Source organism: Sinomonas notoginsengisoli (genome assembly GCF_021554725.1).
Classification (GTDB): domain Bacteria; phylum Actinomycetota; class Actinomycetes; order Actinomycetales; family Micrococcaceae; genus Sinomonas; species Sinomonas notoginsengisoli.
The window spans coordinates 67,113-85,968 of sequence record NZ_JAIZDP010000012.1 but is presented as its reverse complement, the minus strand read 5'-3'; the positions used below and the strand labels follow the sequence as shown (position 1 = coordinate 85,968).

Annotated in this window: 15 protein-coding genes; 5 read left to right on the top strand and 10 right to left on the bottom strand. The window is 68.5% G+C overall.

Annotated elements, in window-relative coordinates; genetic code table 11:
* The first annotated feature begins 104 nt into the window (after window positions 1-104).
* Together fdhA and LF262_RS15175 are read left to right on the top strand one after the other, a co-directional pair.
* Complete coding sequence (fdhA, locus tag LF262_RS15180; RefSeq protein ID WP_235781243.1) at window positions 105-1,319, top strand: formaldehyde dehydrogenase, glutathione-independent; 1,215 nt, start codon at window positions 105-107, stop codon at window positions 1,317-1,319.
* Between the two features lie 221 nt (window positions 1,320-1,540).
* The gene (locus LF262_RS15175) at window positions 1,541-2,896 is read left to right on the top strand and encodes an FAD-dependent oxidoreductase (protein ID WP_235781242.1); all 1,356 of its coding nucleotides are present in this window, start codon (window positions 1,541-1,543) and stop codon (window positions 2,894-2,896) included.
* Between the two features lie 40 nt (window positions 2,897-2,936).
* Here the strand turns inward: LF262_RS15175 and LF262_RS15170 are convergent, their stop codons facing one another.
* The 9 genes from LF262_RS15170 to LF262_RS15130 form a co-directional block, all read right to left on the bottom strand.
* Window positions 2,937-5,741 carry a hypothetical protein gene (locus LF262_RS15170; RefSeq protein WP_235781241.1) on the bottom strand — a complete coding sequence of 935 codons (2,805 nt, stop codon included), beginning with the start codon at window positions 5,739-5,741 and terminating at the stop codon, window positions 2,937-2,939.
* Window positions 5,742-5,745: 4 nt separating this feature from the next.
* Window positions 5,746-6,525 carry a C1 family peptidase gene (locus tag LF262_RS15165; RefSeq protein ID WP_235781240.1) on the bottom strand — a complete coding sequence of 260 codons (780 nt, stop codon included), beginning with the start codon at window positions 6,523-6,525 and terminating at the stop codon, window positions 5,746-5,748.
* A gap of 347 nt (window positions 6,526-6,872) precedes the next feature.
* Window positions 6,873-7,490: a PadR family transcriptional regulator gene (locus tag LF262_RS15160; protein ID WP_235781239.1), complete on the bottom strand. Its 618-nt coding sequence runs from the start codon at window positions 7,488-7,490 to the stop codon at window positions 6,873-6,875.
* Between the two features lie 75 nt (window positions 7,491-7,565).
* Window positions 7,566-8,978 carry a vanillate/3-O-methylgallate O-demethylase gene (gene ligM / locus LF262_RS15155; RefSeq protein WP_235781238.1) on the bottom strand — a complete coding sequence of 471 codons (1,413 nt, stop codon included), beginning with the start codon at window positions 8,976-8,978 and terminating at the stop codon, window positions 7,566-7,568.
* A gap of 47 nt (window positions 8,979-9,025) precedes the next feature.
* Window positions 9,026-9,898, bottom strand: a complete 873-nt coding sequence (purU, locus tag LF262_RS15150) for a formyltetrahydrofolate deformylase (protein WP_235781237.1) — start codon at window positions 9,896-9,898, stop codon at window positions 9,026-9,028.
* A gap of 10 nt (window positions 9,899-9,908) precedes the next feature.
* Window positions 9,909-10,814 (bottom strand): methylenetetrahydrofolate reductase, encoded by a 906-nt coding sequence (locus tag LF262_RS15145; RefSeq protein ID WP_308190546.1) that lies wholly within the window; start codon window positions 10,812-10,814, stop codon window positions 9,909-9,911.
* Window positions 10,815-11,026: 212 nt separating this feature from the next.
* On the bottom strand, window positions 11,027-12,529 hold the full coding sequence (locus LF262_RS15140) for an aldehyde dehydrogenase family protein (protein ID WP_235781236.1): 1,503 nt from the start codon (window positions 12,527-12,529) through the stop codon (window positions 11,027-11,029).
* Between the two features lie 42 nt (window positions 12,530-12,571).
* The gene (locus LF262_RS15135) at window positions 12,572-13,546 is read right to left on the bottom strand and encodes a VOC family protein (RefSeq protein WP_235781235.1); all 975 of its coding nucleotides are present in this window, start codon (window positions 13,544-13,546) and stop codon (window positions 12,572-12,574) included.
* A 29-nt stretch (window positions 13,547-13,575) separates the two neighbouring features.
* Complete coding sequence (locus tag LF262_RS15130; protein WP_235781234.1) at window positions 13,576-14,943, bottom strand: aminomethyl transferase family protein; 1,368 nt, start codon at window positions 14,941-14,943, stop codon at window positions 13,576-13,578.
* A 108-nt stretch (window positions 14,944-15,051) separates the two neighbouring features.
* Here LF262_RS15130 and ligM (LF262_RS15125) point away from each other — a divergent pair, with 108 nt between their 5' ends.
* A complete protein-coding gene (ligM, locus tag LF262_RS15125; protein ID WP_235781233.1) occupies window positions 15,052-16,467 on the top strand; it encodes a vanillate/3-O-methylgallate O-demethylase in 1,416 nt (471 codons plus the stop codon).
* A gap of 8 nt (window positions 16,468-16,475) precedes the next feature.
* On the opposite strand, the gene LF262_RS15120 is transcribed toward ligM (LF262_RS15125), so the two are convergent.
* A complete protein-coding gene (locus tag LF262_RS15120) occupies window positions 16,476-17,168 on the bottom strand; it encodes a GntR family transcriptional regulator (RefSeq protein WP_235781232.1) in 693 nt (230 codons plus the stop codon).
* A 203-nt stretch (window positions 17,169-17,371) separates the two neighbouring features.
* On the opposite strand from LF262_RS15120, the gene LF262_RS15115 reads away from it, so the two are divergent.
* Both LF262_RS15115 and LF262_RS15110 read left to right on the top strand, forming a co-directional pair.
* Window positions 17,372-18,154, top strand: a complete 783-nt coding sequence (locus LF262_RS15115) for an ABC transporter ATP-binding protein (protein ID WP_235781231.1) — start codon at window positions 17,372-17,374, stop codon at window positions 18,152-18,154.
* Complete coding sequence (locus LF262_RS15110; RefSeq protein ID WP_235781230.1) at window positions 18,141-18,851, top strand: ABC transporter ATP-binding protein; 711 nt, start codon at window positions 18,141-18,143, stop codon at window positions 18,849-18,851. Before LF262_RS15115 ends, LF262_RS15110 begins: the two co-directional genes overlap by 14 nt.
* Window positions 18,852-18,856 lie beyond the last annotated feature (5 nt).

The window sequence follows — 18,856 nt, the reverse complement described above, 5'->3', positions numbered from 1 at the left end:
CCACGCGTTTTCCCAAGGCGCTGCCGGCGTCGTGGACGGTCCGCTGAATCAGCACCGCAGGGGCGGGGGCCCCTGCTTCACTGCAGCAGAGAGGTACCGGAACTATGGCAGGCAATCAAGCAGTCGCGTACAAGAGCCCAGGCAAGGTCGAGGTCATCGACATCGACTATCCGACGTTCGAGCTCAAGGACGGGCCCGGCGTCAATCCGGCCAACGTTGGGCGGAAGGTCCCGCACGGAGTCATCCTCAAGACCGTCGCCACCAATATCTGCGGCTCCGACCAGCACATGGTCCGCGGCCGCACCACGGCTCCCCCGAACCTCGTGCTCGGGCACGAGATCACCGGCGAGGTGGTCGAGACGGGGCCGGACGTCGAATTCCTCAAGGTCGGAGACCTCGTCTCCGTCCCGTTCAACATCGCGTGCGGGCGCTGCCGGAACTGCAAGGAGCGCAAGACAGGGATCTGCCTCAACGTCAATCCCGACCGGCCTGGCTCAGCCTACGGGTATGTGGACATGGGCGGATGGGTCGGAGGCCAGGCCAACTACGTGCTCGTGCCGTACGCGGACTTCAACTGCCTCAAGTTCCCCGACAAGGATCAGGCGCTCGAGAAGATCATGGACCTCACCATGCTCTCGGACATCTTCCCGACCGGGTTCCACGGTGCCGTCACGGCGGGCGTTGGCGTGGGGTCGACCGTGTACGTCGCGGGCGCCGGACCGGTGGGCCTCGCGGCGGCGACGGGCGCGCTCCTGCTGGGGGCCGCCGTCGTGATCGTCGGAGACATGAACGCGGACCGGCTCAAGCAGGCCGCGAGCTTCGGCTGCGAGACGGTGGACCTCACCAAGGGCGGCCCGGCGGAGCAGATCGAGCAGATACTCGGCGAGCCCCTCGTGGACTGCGGCGTGGACGCGGTCGGGTTCGAAGCGAAGGGCCACGGCACGGGCGCGAGCGAAGCTCCGGCCACCGTGCTCAACTCGCTCATGGACATCACGGCGGCAGGCGGGGCCCTCGGCATCCCGGGCCTCTACGTGACCGGCGATCCCGGCGGCATCGACGACGCCGCAAAGAAGGGCTCCCTCTCGCTGAGCCTGGGCACCGGGTGGGCCAAGTCGCTGTCCTTCACCACGGGCCAGTGCCCGGTCATGAAGTACAACCGCCAGCTCATGATGGCGATCCTCCATGATCGCGTGTCGATCGGGAAGAACGTCAACGCGAAGGCCATCAGCCTCGACGACGCCCCGCGCGGCTACGCCGAGTTCGATTCCGGCGCGGCCAGCAAGTACGTCCTCAACCCGAACGGGTACATCAAGAACTAGGCCGCGCGGAAGCCCGGTGACTACGACGAGTGCCGCGGCCGGCTGAGCCCGTGGTGCGGCGCACCGTGAATGCGGACGACGGCGGAAGAATCGTTCCGTCGTCGCCCGCATTCGGCGCGTTCGCGGCGCATTCGGCGGCCGGCGACGAGCGTGGATGCGCTTCCGTCGCCCGCGTCGGCGTCCGCCGCCCGAGGGAGTCCCCCGCCGCGTACGCTGAAGGCATGGCTGCACCGGAGCGGACACGCGTGGCGGTGGTCGGCGGCGGGCCCGCGGGCATGTTCCTCGGGCTCCTGCTCGCGCGCGGCGGGATCGACACCGTGGTGCTCGAGAAGCACCCTGACTTTCTGCGCGACTTCCGGGGCGACACCGTACACGCCTCGACGCTCGGCCTCCTCGACGAACTGGGCCTCGGCTCCGCCTTCGCCGCGCTCCCCCACCGCCTCGTGGACTCGGTCGAGATCCAGCTCGACGCCGGCACCGTCCGGCTCGCCGACTTCGGCCGGGCCCTTCCCGGCCTCCATCCGCATGTCGCCTTCGTTCCGCAGTGGGACTTCCTCGAGATGCTCGCGGGAGCGGCCGAGCGCGAGCCGCACTTCACGCTCGTACGCTCGGCCGAGGTGGTGGGCCTGACGCACGACGCCGGGCGCGTCGCCGGGGTGGGCTTGCGGGACTACGCGGTGGGTGAGCCCGCAGTGGGTGAGCCTGCAGTGGTTGAGCCTGCAGTGGTTGAGCCTGCAGTGGGTGAGCGCAGCGTAGCGGAGTCGACATCCTCTGGGCACGTCCTGGCCGCGGACCTCGTCGTCGCGTGCGACGGGCGGTGGTCGACCGTACGCGAGGCGGCGGGCCTGATCCCGCGCACGTTCGGCTCCCCCGTGGACATCTGGTGGTTCCGCGTCCCCCGCCACGAGGGGGATCCAGGCGGCGGGATCGGGCGCCTCTCGGGCCATGAGTTCATGATCATGATCGACCGCGGCGACACGTGGCAGTGCGGCTACCTCATCGCCAAGGGTGCCGACGCAGCCCTGCGCGCCGAGGGCCTCGGGGCGTTCAGGGAGAAGCTCGCGCGCCTGCAGCCGTGGCTCGCAGACCGGCTCGACGCCTCCCCGGCCTCGCTCGACGACGTCAAGCTCCTGAACATCATCCTCGAGCGGCTCGAGGAATGGCACCGCGACGGCCTGCTCCTGATTGGCGACGCAGCCCACCCCATGTCCCCCGTGGGCGGGGTCGGCATCAACCTCGCCATCCAGGACGCCGTCGCGACGGCGCAGATCGTCGGCCAGTGGATGCGGCACCACCCCGGGCCGGTCCCAGCCGACGTCCTCTCAGAAGTGCGACGGCGCAGGCTCCTGCCCACGGTGCTCGTCCAAGCCTTCCAGCGTGCGGCGGCGCGGGGCATCGTGAGCAGGGCCCTCAAGGGCGAGATCGCCACGTCACGGACGGCGATTCCCCTGCCGCTGCGGGTGCTCGCGCGGTTCCCCATCCTGCAGGCCATCCCGGCGCGGTTCATCGCGATCGGCCCGCGTCCCGAGCACACGCCGAGCTGGGCGCGCCGACTCGAGCGCATCGCACCGCGCTGACTCGACTCGCCTCCCGAGGGCGCGGGCGAGAAGGCGCGGGCTACCAGTCTGCGATGAGATCGCGGCGGGCGGCGAGGTAGGCCACGGTAGGCAGGTAGTTGCCGTGGGTCGCGACCTGCGCCATGTACGAGTCGGGCTCCATCTCGAGGGCCAGGCGGTCGAGGGCGTTCGCGTCCTGGGAGTAGGAATAGCCCGGGAACCCGAGGAAATCGGTGCGCCGCCACAGGTTGAGCCACACGGGTTGTGCAGGCAGGGCTGCTGTCGGTGCGGCGGAGCCGTTCGCCCCCGTCTCCAGCAGCCTCGTGAGCGGGCCCGCGGCGGCCGAGCGCGCGCCGTCGTGCCCGTTCAGCTCCGGGTCGTCGAGCATGCGCGTCCGCTCGAGGACCCGGGCGCGGCTGCGCGGCGGCGTGTCGATAACCGGCAGGTCCTTGCCCTTCCACGGATCGGCGGTCCAGAACGACGGCGCCCCGACCCCCGGGGTCCCGAGCACATCCGGCCCGAACAGCTCGGGGAAGAACCGCCCGAAGTACGGGCGCAGCTGCATCCCGAAGCTCAGGAACCGCACGCGCGGGACGAGATCGTCGCGGTGAATCGCGGCCAGGTGGAACAGGGCCGCGACCCCCAGGACCGTCCCGAGGCTGTGGGTCGACAGGAGGACGCGCCGGCGAGGGTCCGGCACGCCGTCCGGCTCGAGCCAGCGGATCATCCGGTCTGCGAGTTCGGGGACCGCGCGCTCGCTGTAGCACGCTGGTCCGAACGGGTGCGCGGCTCGTGGGAGCCACGCCATGAGGTCCCACAGGAGCCCGAGCGGCCGCGCGGCGTCCGGCGACGCGGCCTTGGCCACGGCCAGCCCGAGGACAGCGGTGCCACCGAGCACCACGGTGGTGAGGACCACGAGCTGGCCGGCCTGCCACATTGCGGTCACGGAGTCGCCGCCGAGCGCGCCCGTGAGCACCCCCCGCACCCAGGCCCAGCGTCCGCTGTGGTCCCGGTTCTCCCACAGCACCGCGAGCGCCATCGACGCGGCGACGGCGATGCCCACGGTCCACGCGAGGAAGTGCAGGAGCGGCTCGGCGCGCTGGAGGAACGCGCTCGCACGGCGCTGCTTCACGATCTCGAGGCGGTAGACCTCCTCGGACGCATCGATGGCCGGGACGTCAATGGTCGAGCTGCGCAGCTTCAGGAGCCCCACAACAATGAGCGCAAGCAGCACGAGGGCGGCCATGAGACCGAGCACCCCGCCGAAGGCCCAGAAGGCCATCGGAATGGTGATGTCCTGCGCCCCGGACGGAAGGGACACGTCGCGGAAGAGGGGATCCCCCGGGATACCGCGAGTCTGGAACCGGCCCGAGCGAAGGTACGAGCCCGCACCGAGGGCCAAGGCGCTCGCGAGGAACGCGCCGAGCAGGAGACCGATGAACATGAACACCCCTGGCCCTGCACCGTGCCAGGCCTCCTCGCGGACACGCGCATTCCTTCGGCGCATCGCCAGGTACGGGACGACAACCACCACCCCGCTGAGCACGACGACGACGATCGCCGCCGCATTGGCGCCCCACCCGAACTGGTCGAGCCAACCGGCCAGGAAGGCCCAGAGCGCGGCCGTACCGACGGAGAGGACGGCCGCGGCGATCCACTCGTTGTAGCCCGCGCGCACCACGCAGCCAGCCGTGGCGAGCACCGTGAGGGCCACGAGGATGAGCGTCGGGGTGATCTGCCCGCCACCGAACGGTCCGGGCACGTTGGTGCCGGCGCCCCAGATCTCCAGGACGAGGCACAGGATGTAGACCACGACGGCGAGGAAAAGCAGGAGGGTGGCCTGCGCGTCGCGGCTCCCGCGGATCCGCTCCGCCAGGCCCTCGCTGCCAGGGACCGGATGCGGCGCGCGTACGGACCTGGCCCAGAACGCGATGACCGTCGCCGAGAGGGCGAGGTGCGCGAGGGCGAGGCCGAAAAGCGTCGGTGCGGCGGCGCCGTCGTGCGGGACGGCGTCCCACGCGAGCGTGGCCACGACGAGGTCCACGCTCGCGGCGAGGTGCAGGAGCCCCGTGGGCGAATTGACGCGCCGTCGCATCCACATCTCGGGCACGGCGAGCGGGAGCGCGTCCGGTGCGCCCTGCGCCTCGCGCACGCGCACGGCGTCGTGGATTCGCGTGCGGAAGCGGACATCGCTGATCAGGCCCAGGACGGCCATGACCACGACGGCGGCGAGCGGCGCGAGTGAGAACACCGCAAGCCGCTGGCCTCGGGTCCACTGGCCGAGCCCGTCGAGCTGGCCCGGAAGGGCGCTGCACACGCGCCACGCCCCGGTCTGGTCCGCGGGGAGGAAGCACTGGACCGCGACGAGGTCGAACACGACCGTCGAGACGGCGGCCGTGAGCAGGAGGGTGAGCGCGAGGGCGAACAGCCGCGTGATCCCGCCGCCGCTGCCGGTGCGCAGGCCGCCCTCGCGGCGGGGATCGGTCTCGAACGCCCGCGCCCAGTAGCCGGCGTTGGCAAAGCCGAAGGGCGCAACGAGGAACCACACCACGTTGTAGGCCGTGCGCCACACGCCGGTGAGGAAGCTGCGGCCCTTCGCGAAGCGGTCGAGGTTGCCCCAGCTGTACGCCTCGAGGCGCGTCCGGGCCTCCGGGTCGCGATCCCTCGTGGTGTAGAAGCCGGCGAGCTTGTCGCCTAGGGGGATCGCGCCGTCGTGCGCGAGCGCGATCCGGTCTACGGTGGTGCCGAGCATCTCCTGCGGCGGGGTGTTGCGGACACCGTGCACGCGCAGTTCGAGGATGTGGGGCTCGGGGTCCGCCGCCGCGGGATCAGTCGCCGCAGCGGCGGTGTGGCGCTCGTACTGCATGGTGTCAGGCCAGCGTCCGGATGGTCCAGAAGTCGCTCGAGAGGCCCGAGGAGAGGAGGTACTGGTACGGCAGGGTGAAGTAGCCGGCCTGGCCCCAGCCGGATCCCCACGAGTTGCGGACGCGGAACGTCTGGGCCGCATTGTCATACCCGACGGCGAGGACCGCGTGGCCGCCGAGCACCTGTTCGGACGGCCCGGGCATCGGCACGACGCCCGTCTGGGCCACTTCCGGGCTCTCAAACGACTCGTAGACCGTGATGCCGAGCACGAACGGGTAGCCGGCAGCGAGGCAGCCCTGCATCTGGGTCAGGGTCCGGGCCACGCGCTGATAGGCGATCGCGCGGTGCTGCTTCGCGTCCGTGTAGCACTGAGCGGGCGGCTGGGCCGCGAACTCGCCGATGACATACGGCCACTCCGTCTCGGGGCATGCGCCCTGGGTGCCGACGGACTTCACGCCGTCGCGGATCTGCGCCCCGGAATCGCTCGCCACGGTGTGCTCCATGGTGCGCTCGTTGTAGTAGATGAAGAGCCTCGACGGCGTCGTGTAGCCGGCGATGCCCTGCTTGCCTGCATCGAATTCGAGGGCCCCGCCGATCGCGTTGGCCGTGCAGGAGCCGAGCTGGCCCTGATCGTAGACCGGCGGACACTGTGCGGTGAGGTCCACTGACGGCGGGAGCGAGGCCAGCACGGTATGCGGGGCGGCGTAGAGGAAATCGCGCTGGTCGGGGACGTCTGGCACCCAGCCGTAGGCGTGGGCTGCGGGGGGAGATGCTTGAGTGGTCATGTCCGAGGACTTCCAGGAAGTGGCGTAAGCGCCGGGGGGAAATGGAACCCCAGCTGTCGTGGACACGGCCTCGGGCTCTGGCACTGGAGGGTTCCGGCGGGAGCGGGTTCTGGCGCGGACGACGGCGCCGGGTCGGCGGGGTGCCCCGCCCGCCGGGTGACGGACGGAGCGCCCTGCTGACGGGCGTCGACCCGAGTGCTGGGGATCTCGGGCCGACCGGATTAATTTGTAACTCGATTTTATTAACCATGAGGGCCGCACGTCAAGACCCTTCGGGGCATGACTTTTGGTGTTCACGGCCGCGCGCCAGCCGGAGGCGCCCGGCAAGCCGCAGTCCTGCGAAGTTCCTACGCCCCGAGCTCTGCTGCCGATGACCAGACGCCGTCCTCGGCAAGGGCGTCGACGAGGGCCAGTCCCCTCCGAGCCCAGGCGATCTCCCCCTGCGCGCGTTCCACGAGGCCCTCGTACGTGAATCGCTTGAACGCGATCGTCCGCTCGCGGTCCTCGGGCGCCGTGGCCGCGAGCCGTAGGGCGAGCATCGGGTTGGAGACGGCCGCGATCCGCTGGAGCTCGCCCTCCCACTGGGCCAGCTCACCCTCCCACTGTGAGATGTGGGCACGGAAGAACTCGCGCGCTGCCTCGGGCGTGGTCGCCTCGAGGTACGCCGCGCGCAGGTGCGCCGGGTCCCGGACCCGTGCGTACTCGAGCGGGGCCCGCATCCAGTCGAGGAAAGCGTCCTCGCCCGCCTCCGTCACGTGGTACACCTTCCGCGTGCCGCGCTGGCCCCGGGCCTGCTCCTCACCCTCGATGAGCCCCTCAGCCTCCATCTTGCGCAGTTCGGGGTAGATCTGGGAGTCGGGGGCATGCCATACGTGGCCCACGGAGAGTGAGAACTGCTTCTGCAGGTCATAGCCGGAGAGCGGGCCCACCCTGAGCAGGGCCAGCAGCGCGAATCTCAGGCTCATGGGCCCCTCCCGGGTCCGGCGTGTGGGACCGGCACGGAGGCAGCGCCCAGGCTGGCCCCGTGCCGGCTTTCAAACTTAGGCGGACTGGTACTTGGTGCGCCACCCGCCGTGGTACTCGGAGCGCACGACGGCAGAGTACGGAACGGGGCTTACCACGGCGCGCATCTCGATCTGCTCGTGCGGCTCGACCGCGGCCTTCGAGCTTCCGCCGTTCGGCTCGCCCCAGACGACCTTGACTTCGGCGCCCTCGGGCACGTTCGGGTCGACGGTCGCGAGGGAGAGCGCCGTGCGCTCGTTCGCGCTGTAGCCGGTGAACATCGAGTAGCCCACCACACTGCCGTCCGCATCCACCACCGAGTCGTAGTTGGCCGAGCCGTAGTTGGCCAGCGGCAGGTCGAAGAACTTGTACTGCGGGCCCGTGGTGTCGAACAGCGAGCCGAAGAGCTTCGTCATGTCCTCGGCGTTCCATGCGAGCGTGACCTTGCGCCGCTGGGTCTCGGGGTCGACCTTCTCGAGGGCGTCGCGGCCGATGAAGTCGTGGTCGAACTTGACGAACGAGCCGTAACCGAGCTCCCAAGGGGTGAGGTAGTAGTCCTCGATGTTCTCGGAGACGAACGAGCCCGCAAGTGTGCCGGTTGCCTCGTAGCCGTCGGCGGGAAGCCATTCGCGGTAGGCGCGCTCGGCCTCCCCGGTGTAGATGGCGGGAAGTGGCGAGGGGATCCAGCCGGATTCGAGGGTGTTGGATGGGTAGGCGCGCGAGCCCACAGGAACGAGCCCGAACTCTGCCCCGGCCTCGACGATCGCGTTCATGATGCGGTCGTGGTCCGCGTAGGGGCCCCAGACCTCGAGCCCCGGCGCTCCGGCCATGCCATGGCGGAGCGTGCGCACGGTGGTGCCGTCGATGGTCATGGTGGACATGTTGAAGAACTTCAGCTGCTCGAGGGTGCCCCCATTGAGCTTCTCGATGACCTGCCACGCATTCGGGCCCTGGATCTGGAAGCGGTAGTACTGGCGCGAGACGGCGTGGCCGTAAGGCCGGGACGGCGAGCGACGGTCCGCGGTGATGTCCAGGTTGCTGTAGCCGCCAGTCTCGCCGTGGAAGAGTAGCCAGTTGGTCACGGGGGCGCGGCCCACGTAGGTGTACTCGTCCTCGGCCTCCCGGAAGAGGATGCCGTCACCGATCACGTGTCCGGTTTCGGTGGTGGGCACGAACTGCTTCGCCTTGTTGACGGGGAAGTTCGCGGTGGAGTTGATCGCAGTCGCGCTGATGAGCTTGATCGCGTCAGAGCCCTTGATGAACAGGTTGTCCATGTGGTGCGACTGGTCATAGAGCACCGCGGTGTCGCGCCACGCCTTCTGCTCCTTGATCCAGTTCTGGAAGTCGGCGGGGACCACCGGGTAGATGTACGAGCCGATCTGTGAGTTGCGCAGCAGGTCGACCGCGCCCTTGGACGAGTCGAGGACTTCCTGCAGATTCTTGGGTGCCACGATGAACCTCTCGTTCTGTCTCTGATGGGACTGTGATGGAAGGTGTATTAGAAGACAATGGTGTGGTTGCCGTGCCGGATGACGCGGTCCTCGGCATGCCACTGGACGGCGCGGGAGAGCACGGCCCGCTCCACGTACGCGCCGCGGGCCGCCAGGTCTGCGGCCGTGTGCGCGTGGGTGGCACGGGCAACGTCCTGCTCGATGATCGGCCCCTCGTCGAGGTCCTTGGTCACGTAGTGGGCGGTCGCCCCGATGAGCTTCACTCCCCGTTCCTTGGCCTTGCGGTACGGGGCGGCGCCGATGAAGGCCGGGAGGAAGGAGTGGTGGATGTTGATGAATGGGACGCCGACCCGGTCGAGGAAGTCCCCGGAGAGAATCTGCATGTAGCGCGCAAGCACCACGAAGTCCACGTTCCCGGCCAGGAGCCTGAGGATCTCCTCCTGCGCCGCCCTCTTGTCCGGGCCTGTGGAAGGCACGTGGAAGAAGGGCACCCCGAATGAGCGCACGTCCTCGGCGGTGCTGGTGTGGTTGGAGATCACCATCGGAATGGTCACGGGCAGCTCGCCGCGGCGGTGCCTCCAGAGCAGCTCAAGGAGGCAGTGGTCCGAGGTCGAGACCATGATCGCCATGCGCTTGGGCATGGAGCGGTCGGTGAGGGACCACTGCATGCCCATGGAGCCGAGTGTCTCGGCCAGGTCCGCCTCGATCTCCGGCATGGCGACCGCGAGCTCGGGCCGCATGAACTCGACGCGCTGGAAGAAATCCCCGCCCGTGGGATCGGACGAGTACTGGTCGAGCGTGACGATGTTGCCGCGATTGCGCGTCACCAGGGCGGCGACGGCGGCGACGATCCCGGGACGGTCCGGCCCATGCACGATCAGGCAGGCCCGGTCCTTCCAGGATTCCGTGTGCAGCGGCATGTCCGGGCCCTCAGCTGCGCTCGTCGGTGAACCTGCGCGCCCAGTCCGCCGTGGCGGCGAGGCCGCCGAAGGTGTAGAAGTGCAGGCCGACGTGCCCTGCGATCCCCAGCCCGCTGCCAGCATCGTCCGTGCTCGGTGCCGAGGCGAGCACCGCGGCGAGGTCGTCCACGAAGTGGTCGGGGCCGGCGTCGCCCATCAGGTTGGTGAGCGAGAACCCGTACTTCTTCACGATCATGGCGTTCGCTCCCACGCCGAACCGCCGCGCGAAGTTCAGCAGGCGCCTGATGCCCGCGGGCCCCGGAGTGCCCACGCGGATCGGCCCGTCGATGCCCCTGGCCCGCACGGCGTCGATCCAGGCGACGACAGGCTCGGTGTCGAACGCGAACTGGGTCGTCACGAACATCCCCAGGCCCTGGTCCTTCAGCGCCGCCACCTTGTCCCAGAAAGCATGCTCGAGGGCGTCGCGAGAGATGTCCGGGTGGCCCTCCGGATAGCCTCCGATGCCCACCTCATGGACGCCGTACTGCTGCAGGACGCCGCTGGAGATCACGGCGAGGGAGTCCTCGTAGGGCCCTTCGGGGACGGCCGGGTCGCCGCCGATGGTGAAGATGTGCTCCGAGGCGCCGATCTCCTGGAGCCGGCCGAGGAACTCCTCGAGCTCGCCCTGGGACTTGAGCCGGCGGGCGGAGACGTGGGGGACTGGGACGAACCCGCGGTCGAGGACGGCCTGCGCCGCAGCGATGCGCATCGCGAGGTCCTCGTTGCCGAGGAACGTGACGCTGATCCGGGTGCCGGACGGAATCCTGTCCTTCGCCTCGGCGAGGGCCTGGACGTCCTTGCCGGTCATTTCCAGAGAGAAGCCGTCGATGAGTTCGAGGGATGCTGCGCTGTTCGCCGCGGGAGCAGTTCTTGCCACGATCCGAGTCCTTTCGGCAGCGGCGCGTCGATGCGCCTGCGTTCGACTTTACCTATGTAGATAGGGACTGTCTATAGGGATTCAGGAATGGCCGAGGACATGGCGCCTCGCGGCAGCCAGGCGTGGCAGCTGCCGCCCATACGCCAATCGCCACGGGGACGAGAAGGCACGAGGCGAGGATGCCGGCGCCAGCGCCACCCTGCCCATACCCGTCAGCCGGCCGCGAGCGCCTCTGGGTCCAGATGAGCAATGGAACGCGTGTCCTGGAAAGCGCGGACTCCCTCGATGCCCTGCTCGCGCCCGAACCCGGACTGCTTCATGCCCCCGAACGGGGCCCTCAGGTCAAGCCGTGTGGCGCCGTGGTCGTTCACCCACACGTACCCGCACGCGAGCTGGCTGCCGATCCGGTTGGCGTGCTCAGGGTCGGAGGACCAAACCGAGCCGCAGAGGCCTGCCCACGTGTCATTGGCCGCGGTAACCGCATCCTCCTCCGTGTCGAACGGCAGCAGCGGGATGACGGGACCGAACTGCTCGTGCGTGACGACGCGCAGAGACGGGTCAGGGTCGATCACGAGCGCCGGGCGCAGGTAGTTGCCGCCCGCGAGAGCCGGGTCGCTCGGCAGCTCGCCGAACTCGCGCACCTCGGCGCCGGACGCCTTGGCCTCCTCGATGAGCTCCGCGACGAACGCCTTCTGCACGGGCGAGTGCAGCGGGCCCATCGTGGTGCCCTCGTCCAGCCCATATCCGATGACGGCCTTCTCGAGGCGCGCCGCCAGCCCGGCAGCCACCTCGTCGAGGCGCGAGCGGTGAACATAGATGCGCTTCGCATTCATGCAGATCTGGCCGGTGGTGTCGAAGACCGCGGCGTAGAGGCGGTCGAGCTCGGCGTCGTCGAGGGTCGCGTCCTCGAGGATGACGGCGGGGTCGTTGCCGCCCAGCTCGAGGGTGACCCTCGTCAGCGAGGACGAGGCCATCTGCATGATCCGCTTGCCGCCCGCGACGCTGCCCGTGAAGCAGACCTTCGCGATGTCCGGACTCGTGATGAGGGCGGACATGTCGGCGTCCTTGCCGGTCACGACGTTGAGCACGCCGGGCGGCAGCTTCTCGGCGATGCGCTGGACCACGCGGGTGGTGGCGAGGGGGGTGGTGGGCGGCGGCTTGACGATCGCGGTATTGCCGGCAAGGAGTGCGTGCGGGAGGGAGGCCGCAAGGATGGCGATCGGCCAGTTGAACGGCACGATCACGGTCACGACGCCGAGCGGCTGGTACGCGACCGCGGTCGTGACGGGGATTCCAGGGGCGGGCTCGAGGACCTTGCCCACCGCGACCTCGTCTGCGAGTGCGAGTGCGAGATTCCAGCGGATCTCGAACACCAGGGAATCGACCCACGCCTCGATCCGGATCTTGCCGTTCTCCTGGGAGAGGATCGCCGCATCCTCGTCGCGAGCCTCGGCGATCCCCTGAAGGGCGATACGCATCTGCTCGGCACGCTCCTGGGGAGTCATCGCGCTCCATTGCGGGTAGGCGGCCTTCGCGGCCGCGATCGCGTCCTCGACGTCGCCCGGGCTTGCGGCGGCGGCGTGGCCGACGACGACGCCCGGCTTGCCCGGGTCGAGCACCTCGAGGGAGTCTGCGGCTCGTCGTTCCGAACCGCCGATGTACAGGCCTGTGCTCACGGGCGCTACGGGGGCGGGCGTGTTCAGGGTCTCAGTCATGGATTCCACATTCCTTATGTGCGCGTTCTTGGTGGTTGTCTCTCACGTCAGGTCGGTGCGAACGACCGGCGTGCCGTGCGTATGGAAGGTCTCGATGGTCTTCATGCCCCAGGCCTGGCCCTTCTTGCGCTCCTCCTGGCTCCACTCGACCACCGGCGAGTCCGGGTCGAGCAAGAGGCGGGCGCCCGCGTTGGCGAGCTCGATCCGGTTGCCGCCGGGCTCCCACACGTAGAGGAAGAAAGTCTGGTTGATCGCGTGCTTGTGCGGGCCCGACTCGATATGGATGCCGTTCTCGAGGAAGATGTCCGCGGCCTTGAGGATGTCTTCACGGGTGTCCGGGGCGAAGGCGACGTGATGGAGCCTGTTGCCGTGCTTGAGCCAGTCATCGGAGTAGACGATGTCGTAGGACTTGTTGTTGAAGTGGAACCACCACGCCGCGTAGCCGCCGTCGTCGAGCCTGATCCGCTCGGACTCGCGCCCGCGCAGGGCCTTCGCGACGAAGGCGCCGTTGGCCACGACGTCCTTGGCGAGGTAGTTGATGTGGTCCAGGCGCCGAGCATTCACACCACGGCCCGGGAACGCGGACGCCTGGTTCTTCAGCGCCGGCTTGTCGTCCGTGGCGACGTACCGCTCGGTGTCGTAGTAGATCCCCATGTGGTGCCCGTCCGGGTCCCCGAACGAGTAGGTGGGGCCTGTGCCCACCTCGCCGTCCTCCCAGCCGACGCCCAGACCCGTCGCCTCGATGGCCTTCACGCGCCGCTCAAGGGCCTCCTGACTCGTGGCACGGAAGGTCGTGCGGCCCACCCCGGCGTCGTCGGACGCTGTGAGCTTGACCGTGTAGAGCTGGTACTCGTCCCACGTACACAGGTACACCGATGGCCTCCCGGCGTCTCCCGCCTCGGCAACCACCCGCATCGCGAGGAGGTCGCGGAAGAACCACAGGCTCTCCTCGAACTTGGCCGTGAGCAGCTCGACATTGCCCAGATGCGCGATGTCGAACGAGGTGCAGTCCGTCACAGTCCTTCCTCTCGGGCGCGCCGCGCGCCTCAGGAGTTGGCGCGGTACACGGTACGGGCGAACTCGTGGTACGGCGCGGGGGCCACAGTGGCGCGGATGCGCACTTGGCGGTGATCCGCGTCAACCGCTGCCTTGCGCGAAATCGGTTCCTCGCCCCAGACCACCTCGACCTCGGCCCCATCCGGAACGTCTGCATCCAGCGTCGCGAGGGACATGTAGAGCTGGTCGTAGGCCACGTACCCGGCGTCGGTCGAGATGCCCACGCGCTCGCCTCCGCGGACCACCTCGTCCATCTGGAACAGGCCATACCGGGACTTGGGGAAGTCCAGGTACTTCGCGGGCGTGCCCGGTTCCATCTGGGACCGCACCACTGCGGCGACGTCCTCCGCGTCCCAGATAAGGGTCACCTTCCGCCGCTGCTGGTTCTCCGCATGCTTCTCAAGGGCGGCACGTCCATGGAAGTCGTGGTCGAACCGGACGGACCGGCCGAGACCGATGTCGTAGGGCGTCATGTAGTAGTCATGGACATCGTCGGAGTACAGGGAGCCGCCAATCGAGCCTGCACGCGCCGCCGGAAGCCACTCGCGGTACTCGGCGAGATCATCGTCGAAGATGGCCGGGAACGGCGTGGGCACCCACCCGGACTCCAGCGGCGACGCCGAGTAGGCCTTGGCCCCGACCCTGCGGATCCCGAACTCCTCCCCCGCCTCCATGATCGCGTTGAGCACCACCTCGTGGTCCTCCCATGGCCCGTAGAACTCGAATCCGGGCTGGCCTGCCATACCGTGCCGCAGTGCCTTGGCTGGCCGTCCCGCGATCCCGACGTCCCCGATGTGGAAGAACTTGATCTCCGGGATGGGGCCGGCAAAGACCTTCTCCATCACCTCATTCGCACGGGGGCCCTGCAGCTCGTACCGGTAGAAGGTGGGCGGTCCCTGGCGCATATGGGAGTTGGACTCGAGGCGCTGATGGACATCCTTGCCCGCAGCCTGCGCCTTCTCGACGTTGAAGCGCACCCAGTCGATGAGGATGTGGTGGCCGATGAGAACGAGCCCCTCCGGGGCGTCCTCGTTGTAGAAGAGGATGCCGTCACCGATGAGGTAGCCGTCCTGGTTGACCGCGATGAGCTGCTTCGCGACGCCGGGACGGAAGGTCGCGAAGGTGTTCGGGGAGATCGAACCCAGCAGCGGGATGAGGTCTTTGCCGCCGAGGAAGAGCTGGGTCATGTGGTGCGACTGGTCCATGAGCGCCACTGTGGTGTTCCACGCCCGCTGCTCGTCGCGCCAGTTGGTGAATTCCGGGGCGACCGGGAAGGTGAAGGCCGGCCAGTCCTGGTTGCGTAGGAATTCCACCGGATTCCCCGTGCGGGCAATGGCGTCTGCGAGGGATTCAGTCATCGTTGTACCGCCTCCTTCGGCCAGACAACCACGGCCCTAGCCTCGGGTCAAGGCATCCAATACATTATTGTCACCAATCCCGCGAGCGTTGTCGTGAAGGAGGGCCCCATGGCCCCGAAGAATCTCCAGGAAGTGCTCGATGCCGCCGGAGGAACGCGGCAGAGCACCGTCGAACACCTCCGGAACTCTCAGCTCGGGACGTACATCTACCCTGTAGTACCAGCCGAGTTCACCAACTGGCGCCGCGAGCAGAAGGCATGGCGCGAGACCGCTGTCCTGTATGACCAGACGCATCACATGGTCAACTTCTTCCTCAAGGGACCAGACGCGCTGAAGCTCCTGTCCGATACGGGCATCAACAGCTTTGCGAACTTTCCCGTGGACACGGCCAAGCAGTTCGTGCCCGTCGCCTCCAACGGCGGCGTAATCGGAGACGGCATCCTGTTCCATCAGGCCGAGGACGAGTACGTCTACGTGGGCAGGAACCCGGTGGCCAACTGGCTCCAGTTCCACGCCGAGACAGGCGGGTACGAGCTGGAGTACACGTACGATGACCGCTCGCCCTCGCGGCCGTACGGACAGGCAGTCTCCCGCGAGTACTACCGATTCCAGATCCAGGGGCCCAACGCGTGGCAGATCATCGAGAAGCTCGCCGGCGGGACCGTCGAGAAGGTCAAGTTCTTCCACATGGGCCACATGGGGATCGCGGGCAGCCAGGTCCGCACCCTCCGCCACGGCATGGCGGGGGCACCTGGCCTCGAGATCTGGGGTCCGTACGAGCAGCATGGCGCCGTGCGCGAGGCGGTCCTGTCCGCGGGCGCCGAATTCGGCATCGAGCCGTGTGGCTCGCGGGCCTACTCGTCGAACACGCTGGAATCCGGCTGGATCCCCTCGCCGCTTCCGGCGATCTACACCGGCGAGGCAGAGCGCGCCTACCGCGAATGGCTGCCCGCCGCGAGCTACGAGGCGGTCAACGCCCTCGCCGGCTCCTTCGCCTCCGATGACATCGAGGACTACTACCTCAACCCCTGGGACCTCGGCTACGGCCCCTTCGTGAAGTTCGACCATGACTTCATCGGCCGCGATGCGCTCGAGAAGCTCGACCCGGCCGCACAGCGCCAGAAAGTCACGCTGGCCTGGAATGACGAGGACCTCGCCGCCATCTGGGCCTCCTTCCTGGACCGCGACAGCCCCGGCTACCAGTTCTTCGACATCCCCAACGCCAACTACGGGTCCTCGAACTACGACTCGGTCGTCGACGCGGACGGGACCATTGTGGGGCTGTCACTCTTCACCGGAGTCACCGCGAACGAACGCCGCGGCCTGTCGCTGGCCACCGTCGACCCGAACGTCGAGATCGGGACCGAGCTGCGCGTGGTGTGGGGCGAGCCGGACGGAGGTTCACGGAAGACCACCGTGGAGCCGCACGAGCAGTTCAACGTGCGCGCCGTCGTGAGCCCCGCGCCATACTCCACCGTGGCCCGCACCGAGTACCACGGCGGGTGGCGGACAGCAGCGTCCTGACTGAGGGGTCAGGAGGTCAGGTCCCGCAACGCCCCGATGACGCTGAGCAGGTGAGTCCTTACCGCCTGCTCAGCGGCCACGGGGTCACGAGCCAGGATGGCGTCGATGATGGCCACGTGCTCGAGCACGGAGACCTTCGCCCGAGCCGGGCGCGCGGAGAGCTTGAACTGGTGCCTGACGCTCTGGGCATGCAACCGGGCCAAGATTCCTGCAGCTGTCACATGGTCGCTGAGCTCGCGGACGCGGACGTCCAGGAGCCGGTTGAGGAGCGAGTACTCGACGAGGTCGCCCTCCGCAACAGTCTCGATCATCTGGGCGCGCATCCACTCGAACTCCGCGGCATCCTCCGCTCTGAGATGCTCCGCCACCTTTGCCGCACAGAGGCCCTCGATGCCGATGCGCACCTCGAGGATCTCAATGGCCTCCTTGAGCGAGATGGCCCTGACCCGGGAACCCTTGTTGGGCAGTCGCTCAACAAGGCCCTCCCCGGCGAGTTCGAGAAGGGCAGTGCGCACGGTGGCACGGCTTGCAGCGAACGCCGAGCTTAGGTCCGCCTCGATGAGCCGCTGATTGGGGGCGAACTCCCCCCGCACGATCGCGTCGCGGATCAGGTCCGTCACCCGCGTGTCACCGGCAGAGGGGATGCCCGGTGCTGATTCGTCCGTGCCCGTGTCCGACCCCGTCGCTCGCGCTCCCACCATGGCCACTCCTCCGCGGAGTCTCCCATGCAGCCTTCAGAAGGCCACGATGTGCCTGCAGATTTTCATCGACGATCCTAGGACCAACGCCGGCTCAACACCATCCAAAATCGTTGACAATCTCGTCTCCCATCCGTAGCTTCAGTCTCACCTGCACTGTGATCTGCCGCACACCCGCACCCACGTCGCGACAGGGAGGAACGCTGATGGCCGCACGCCTGAGCCTGAATGACGTCAACCTGCACTTCGGCGGCGTCAAGGTCCTCGAGGGCGTGAGCTTCAATGTCGAGCCGGGGGTCATCTTCGGGCTCGTCGGCCCCAACGGCGCGGGCAAGACCTCACTGTTCAACTGCATCAGTGGGCACTACCGCCCGAGCTCGGGTTCCATCATGATCGACGGAACGGAGGCTGTGGGCCGGGCACCCTCGCACCTGGCCCATCTCGGCCTCTCGCGCACCTTCCAGCACCCCGCGCTCCAGCTACGGGCCACGGTGCTCGAGAACGTCCTCCTCGGCGGCCACATCCGGCTCCCGGGCGGCCCCGTCGAGTGGGCGCTCGGCCTTCCGCGCACTGCCAGGGCCGAGCGAGCGATACGTGCCGAGGCACTGGAGATGCTCGACGCCGCGGGGCTGGGCTGGGCGGCCAACGTCCCCGCGGACGAGCTGTCCCACGGGCTGCACAAGGGCATCGAACTGTGGCGCGCCCTCCTGTCGAAGCCCAAGCTGCTACTGCTCGACGAGCCCGCGGCCGGACTGTCGCACAGCGAGGTCGAGCAGCTCATCGACACGGTCAGGCGGGTCCGCGAGGAGCAGGACATCACGATCGTCATCGTCGAACACCACATGGGCCTCATCTCCGCGCTCACCGATCGCGTGGTGGTCCTGGACCATGGACGCGAGCTCATGGAGGGCACCGCGGCCGAGGCGCAGTCCGACCCCCGGGTCATCGAGGCCTACCTCGGGAAGGACGCGGCGGATGACGCTGCTTGAGCTCGATTCTGTGACTGCGTCCTACGGGCCGGTCCAGGTGCTCGAGGGCGTCTCCCTCACGGTCCCGGAGAGCGGCTCCGTGGGCATCCTCGGGGCCAACGGAGCCGGCAAGACCACGACCCTGCGGGCCATCAGCGGCACGGTGCGCACCGGCGGCCGCATCAGGTTCGGCGGCCGGGACATCCGGGGGCTCCGCCCCGATCAGGTGGCTGCCCTCGGGATCGCCCACGTCCCTGAGGGCCGGGGCACGATCGGCCAGCTCAGCGTCCGGGAGAACCTGCGGGTGGGCGCGTACCTGCGCAAGGACCGCAAGGCCATCGCAGAGGACATCGACTACTGCCTGGACCTCTTCCCGCAGCTGAAGAACCGCATTAACTCCCGTGCGGCAGCGCTCTCCGGCGGCGAGCAGCAGATGCTGGCCGTGGGGCGAGCCTTCATGGCCAAGCCCAAACTGCTCCTCCTCGACGAGGCGTCACTCGGCCTCGCGCCGAGCACCGCCAAGGCCGTCTACGACGCCATCCGCCGGCTCCGCATCGAGTCCGGCATCGCGATGCTCGTGGTCGAGCAGAACGCCCTCCTCGCGTTCTCACTCGTAGACACCGCCACAGTCCTGGAGACCGGTCGGAGCGTGCTGACCGGGACCTCGTCCGAGCTCAAGGGCATGGACGAGATCCGCCGCGCCTATCTGGGGGGCTGACCCGC

Bases quoted from the DNA above. Each gene is read 5' to 3' on its own strand.
- fdhA (WP_235781243.1), top strand. From the start codon at position 105: ATGGCAGGCAATCAAGCAGTCGCGTACAAGAGCCCAGGCAAGGTCGAG.
- LF262_RS15175 (WP_235781242.1), top strand. From the start codon at position 1,541: ATGGCTGCACCGGAGCGGACACGCGTGGCGGTGGTCGGCGGCGGGCCC.
- LF262_RS15170 (WP_235781241.1), bottom strand. From the start codon at position 5,741: ATGCAGTACGAGCGCCACACCGCCGCTGCGGCGACTGATCCCGCGGCG.
- LF262_RS15165 (WP_235781240.1), bottom strand. From the start codon at position 6,525: ATGACCACTCAAGCATCTCCCCCCGCAGCCCACGCCTACGGCTGGGTG.
- LF262_RS15160 (WP_235781239.1), bottom strand. From the start codon at position 7,490: ATGAGCCTGAGATTCGCGCTGCTGGCCCTGCTCAGGGTGGGCCCGCTC.
- purU (WP_235781237.1), bottom strand. From the start codon at position 9,898: ATGCCGCTGCACACGGAATCCTGGAAGGACCGGGCCTGCCTGATCGTG.
- LF262_RS15140 (WP_235781236.1), bottom strand. From the start codon at position 12,529: ATGACTGAGACCCTGAACACGCCCGCCCCCGTAGCGCCCGTGAGCACA.
- LF262_RS15130 (WP_235781234.1), bottom strand. From the start codon at position 14,943: ATGACTGAATCCCTCGCAGACGCCATTGCCCGCACGGGGAATCCGGTG.
- ligM (WP_235781233.1), top strand. From the start codon at position 15,052: ATGGCCCCGAAGAATCTCCAGGAAGTGCTCGATGCCGCCGGAGGAACG.
- LF262_RS15120 (WP_235781232.1), bottom strand. From the start codon at position 17,168: ATGGTGGGAGCGCGAGCGACGGGGTCGGACACGGGCACGGACGAATCA.
- LF262_RS15115 (WP_235781231.1), top strand. From the start codon at position 17,372: ATGGCCGCACGCCTGAGCCTGAATGACGTCAACCTGCACTTCGGCGGC.
- LF262_RS15110 (WP_235781230.1), top strand. From the start codon at position 18,141: ATGACGCTGCTTGAGCTCGATTCTGTGACTGCGTCCTACGGGCCGGTC.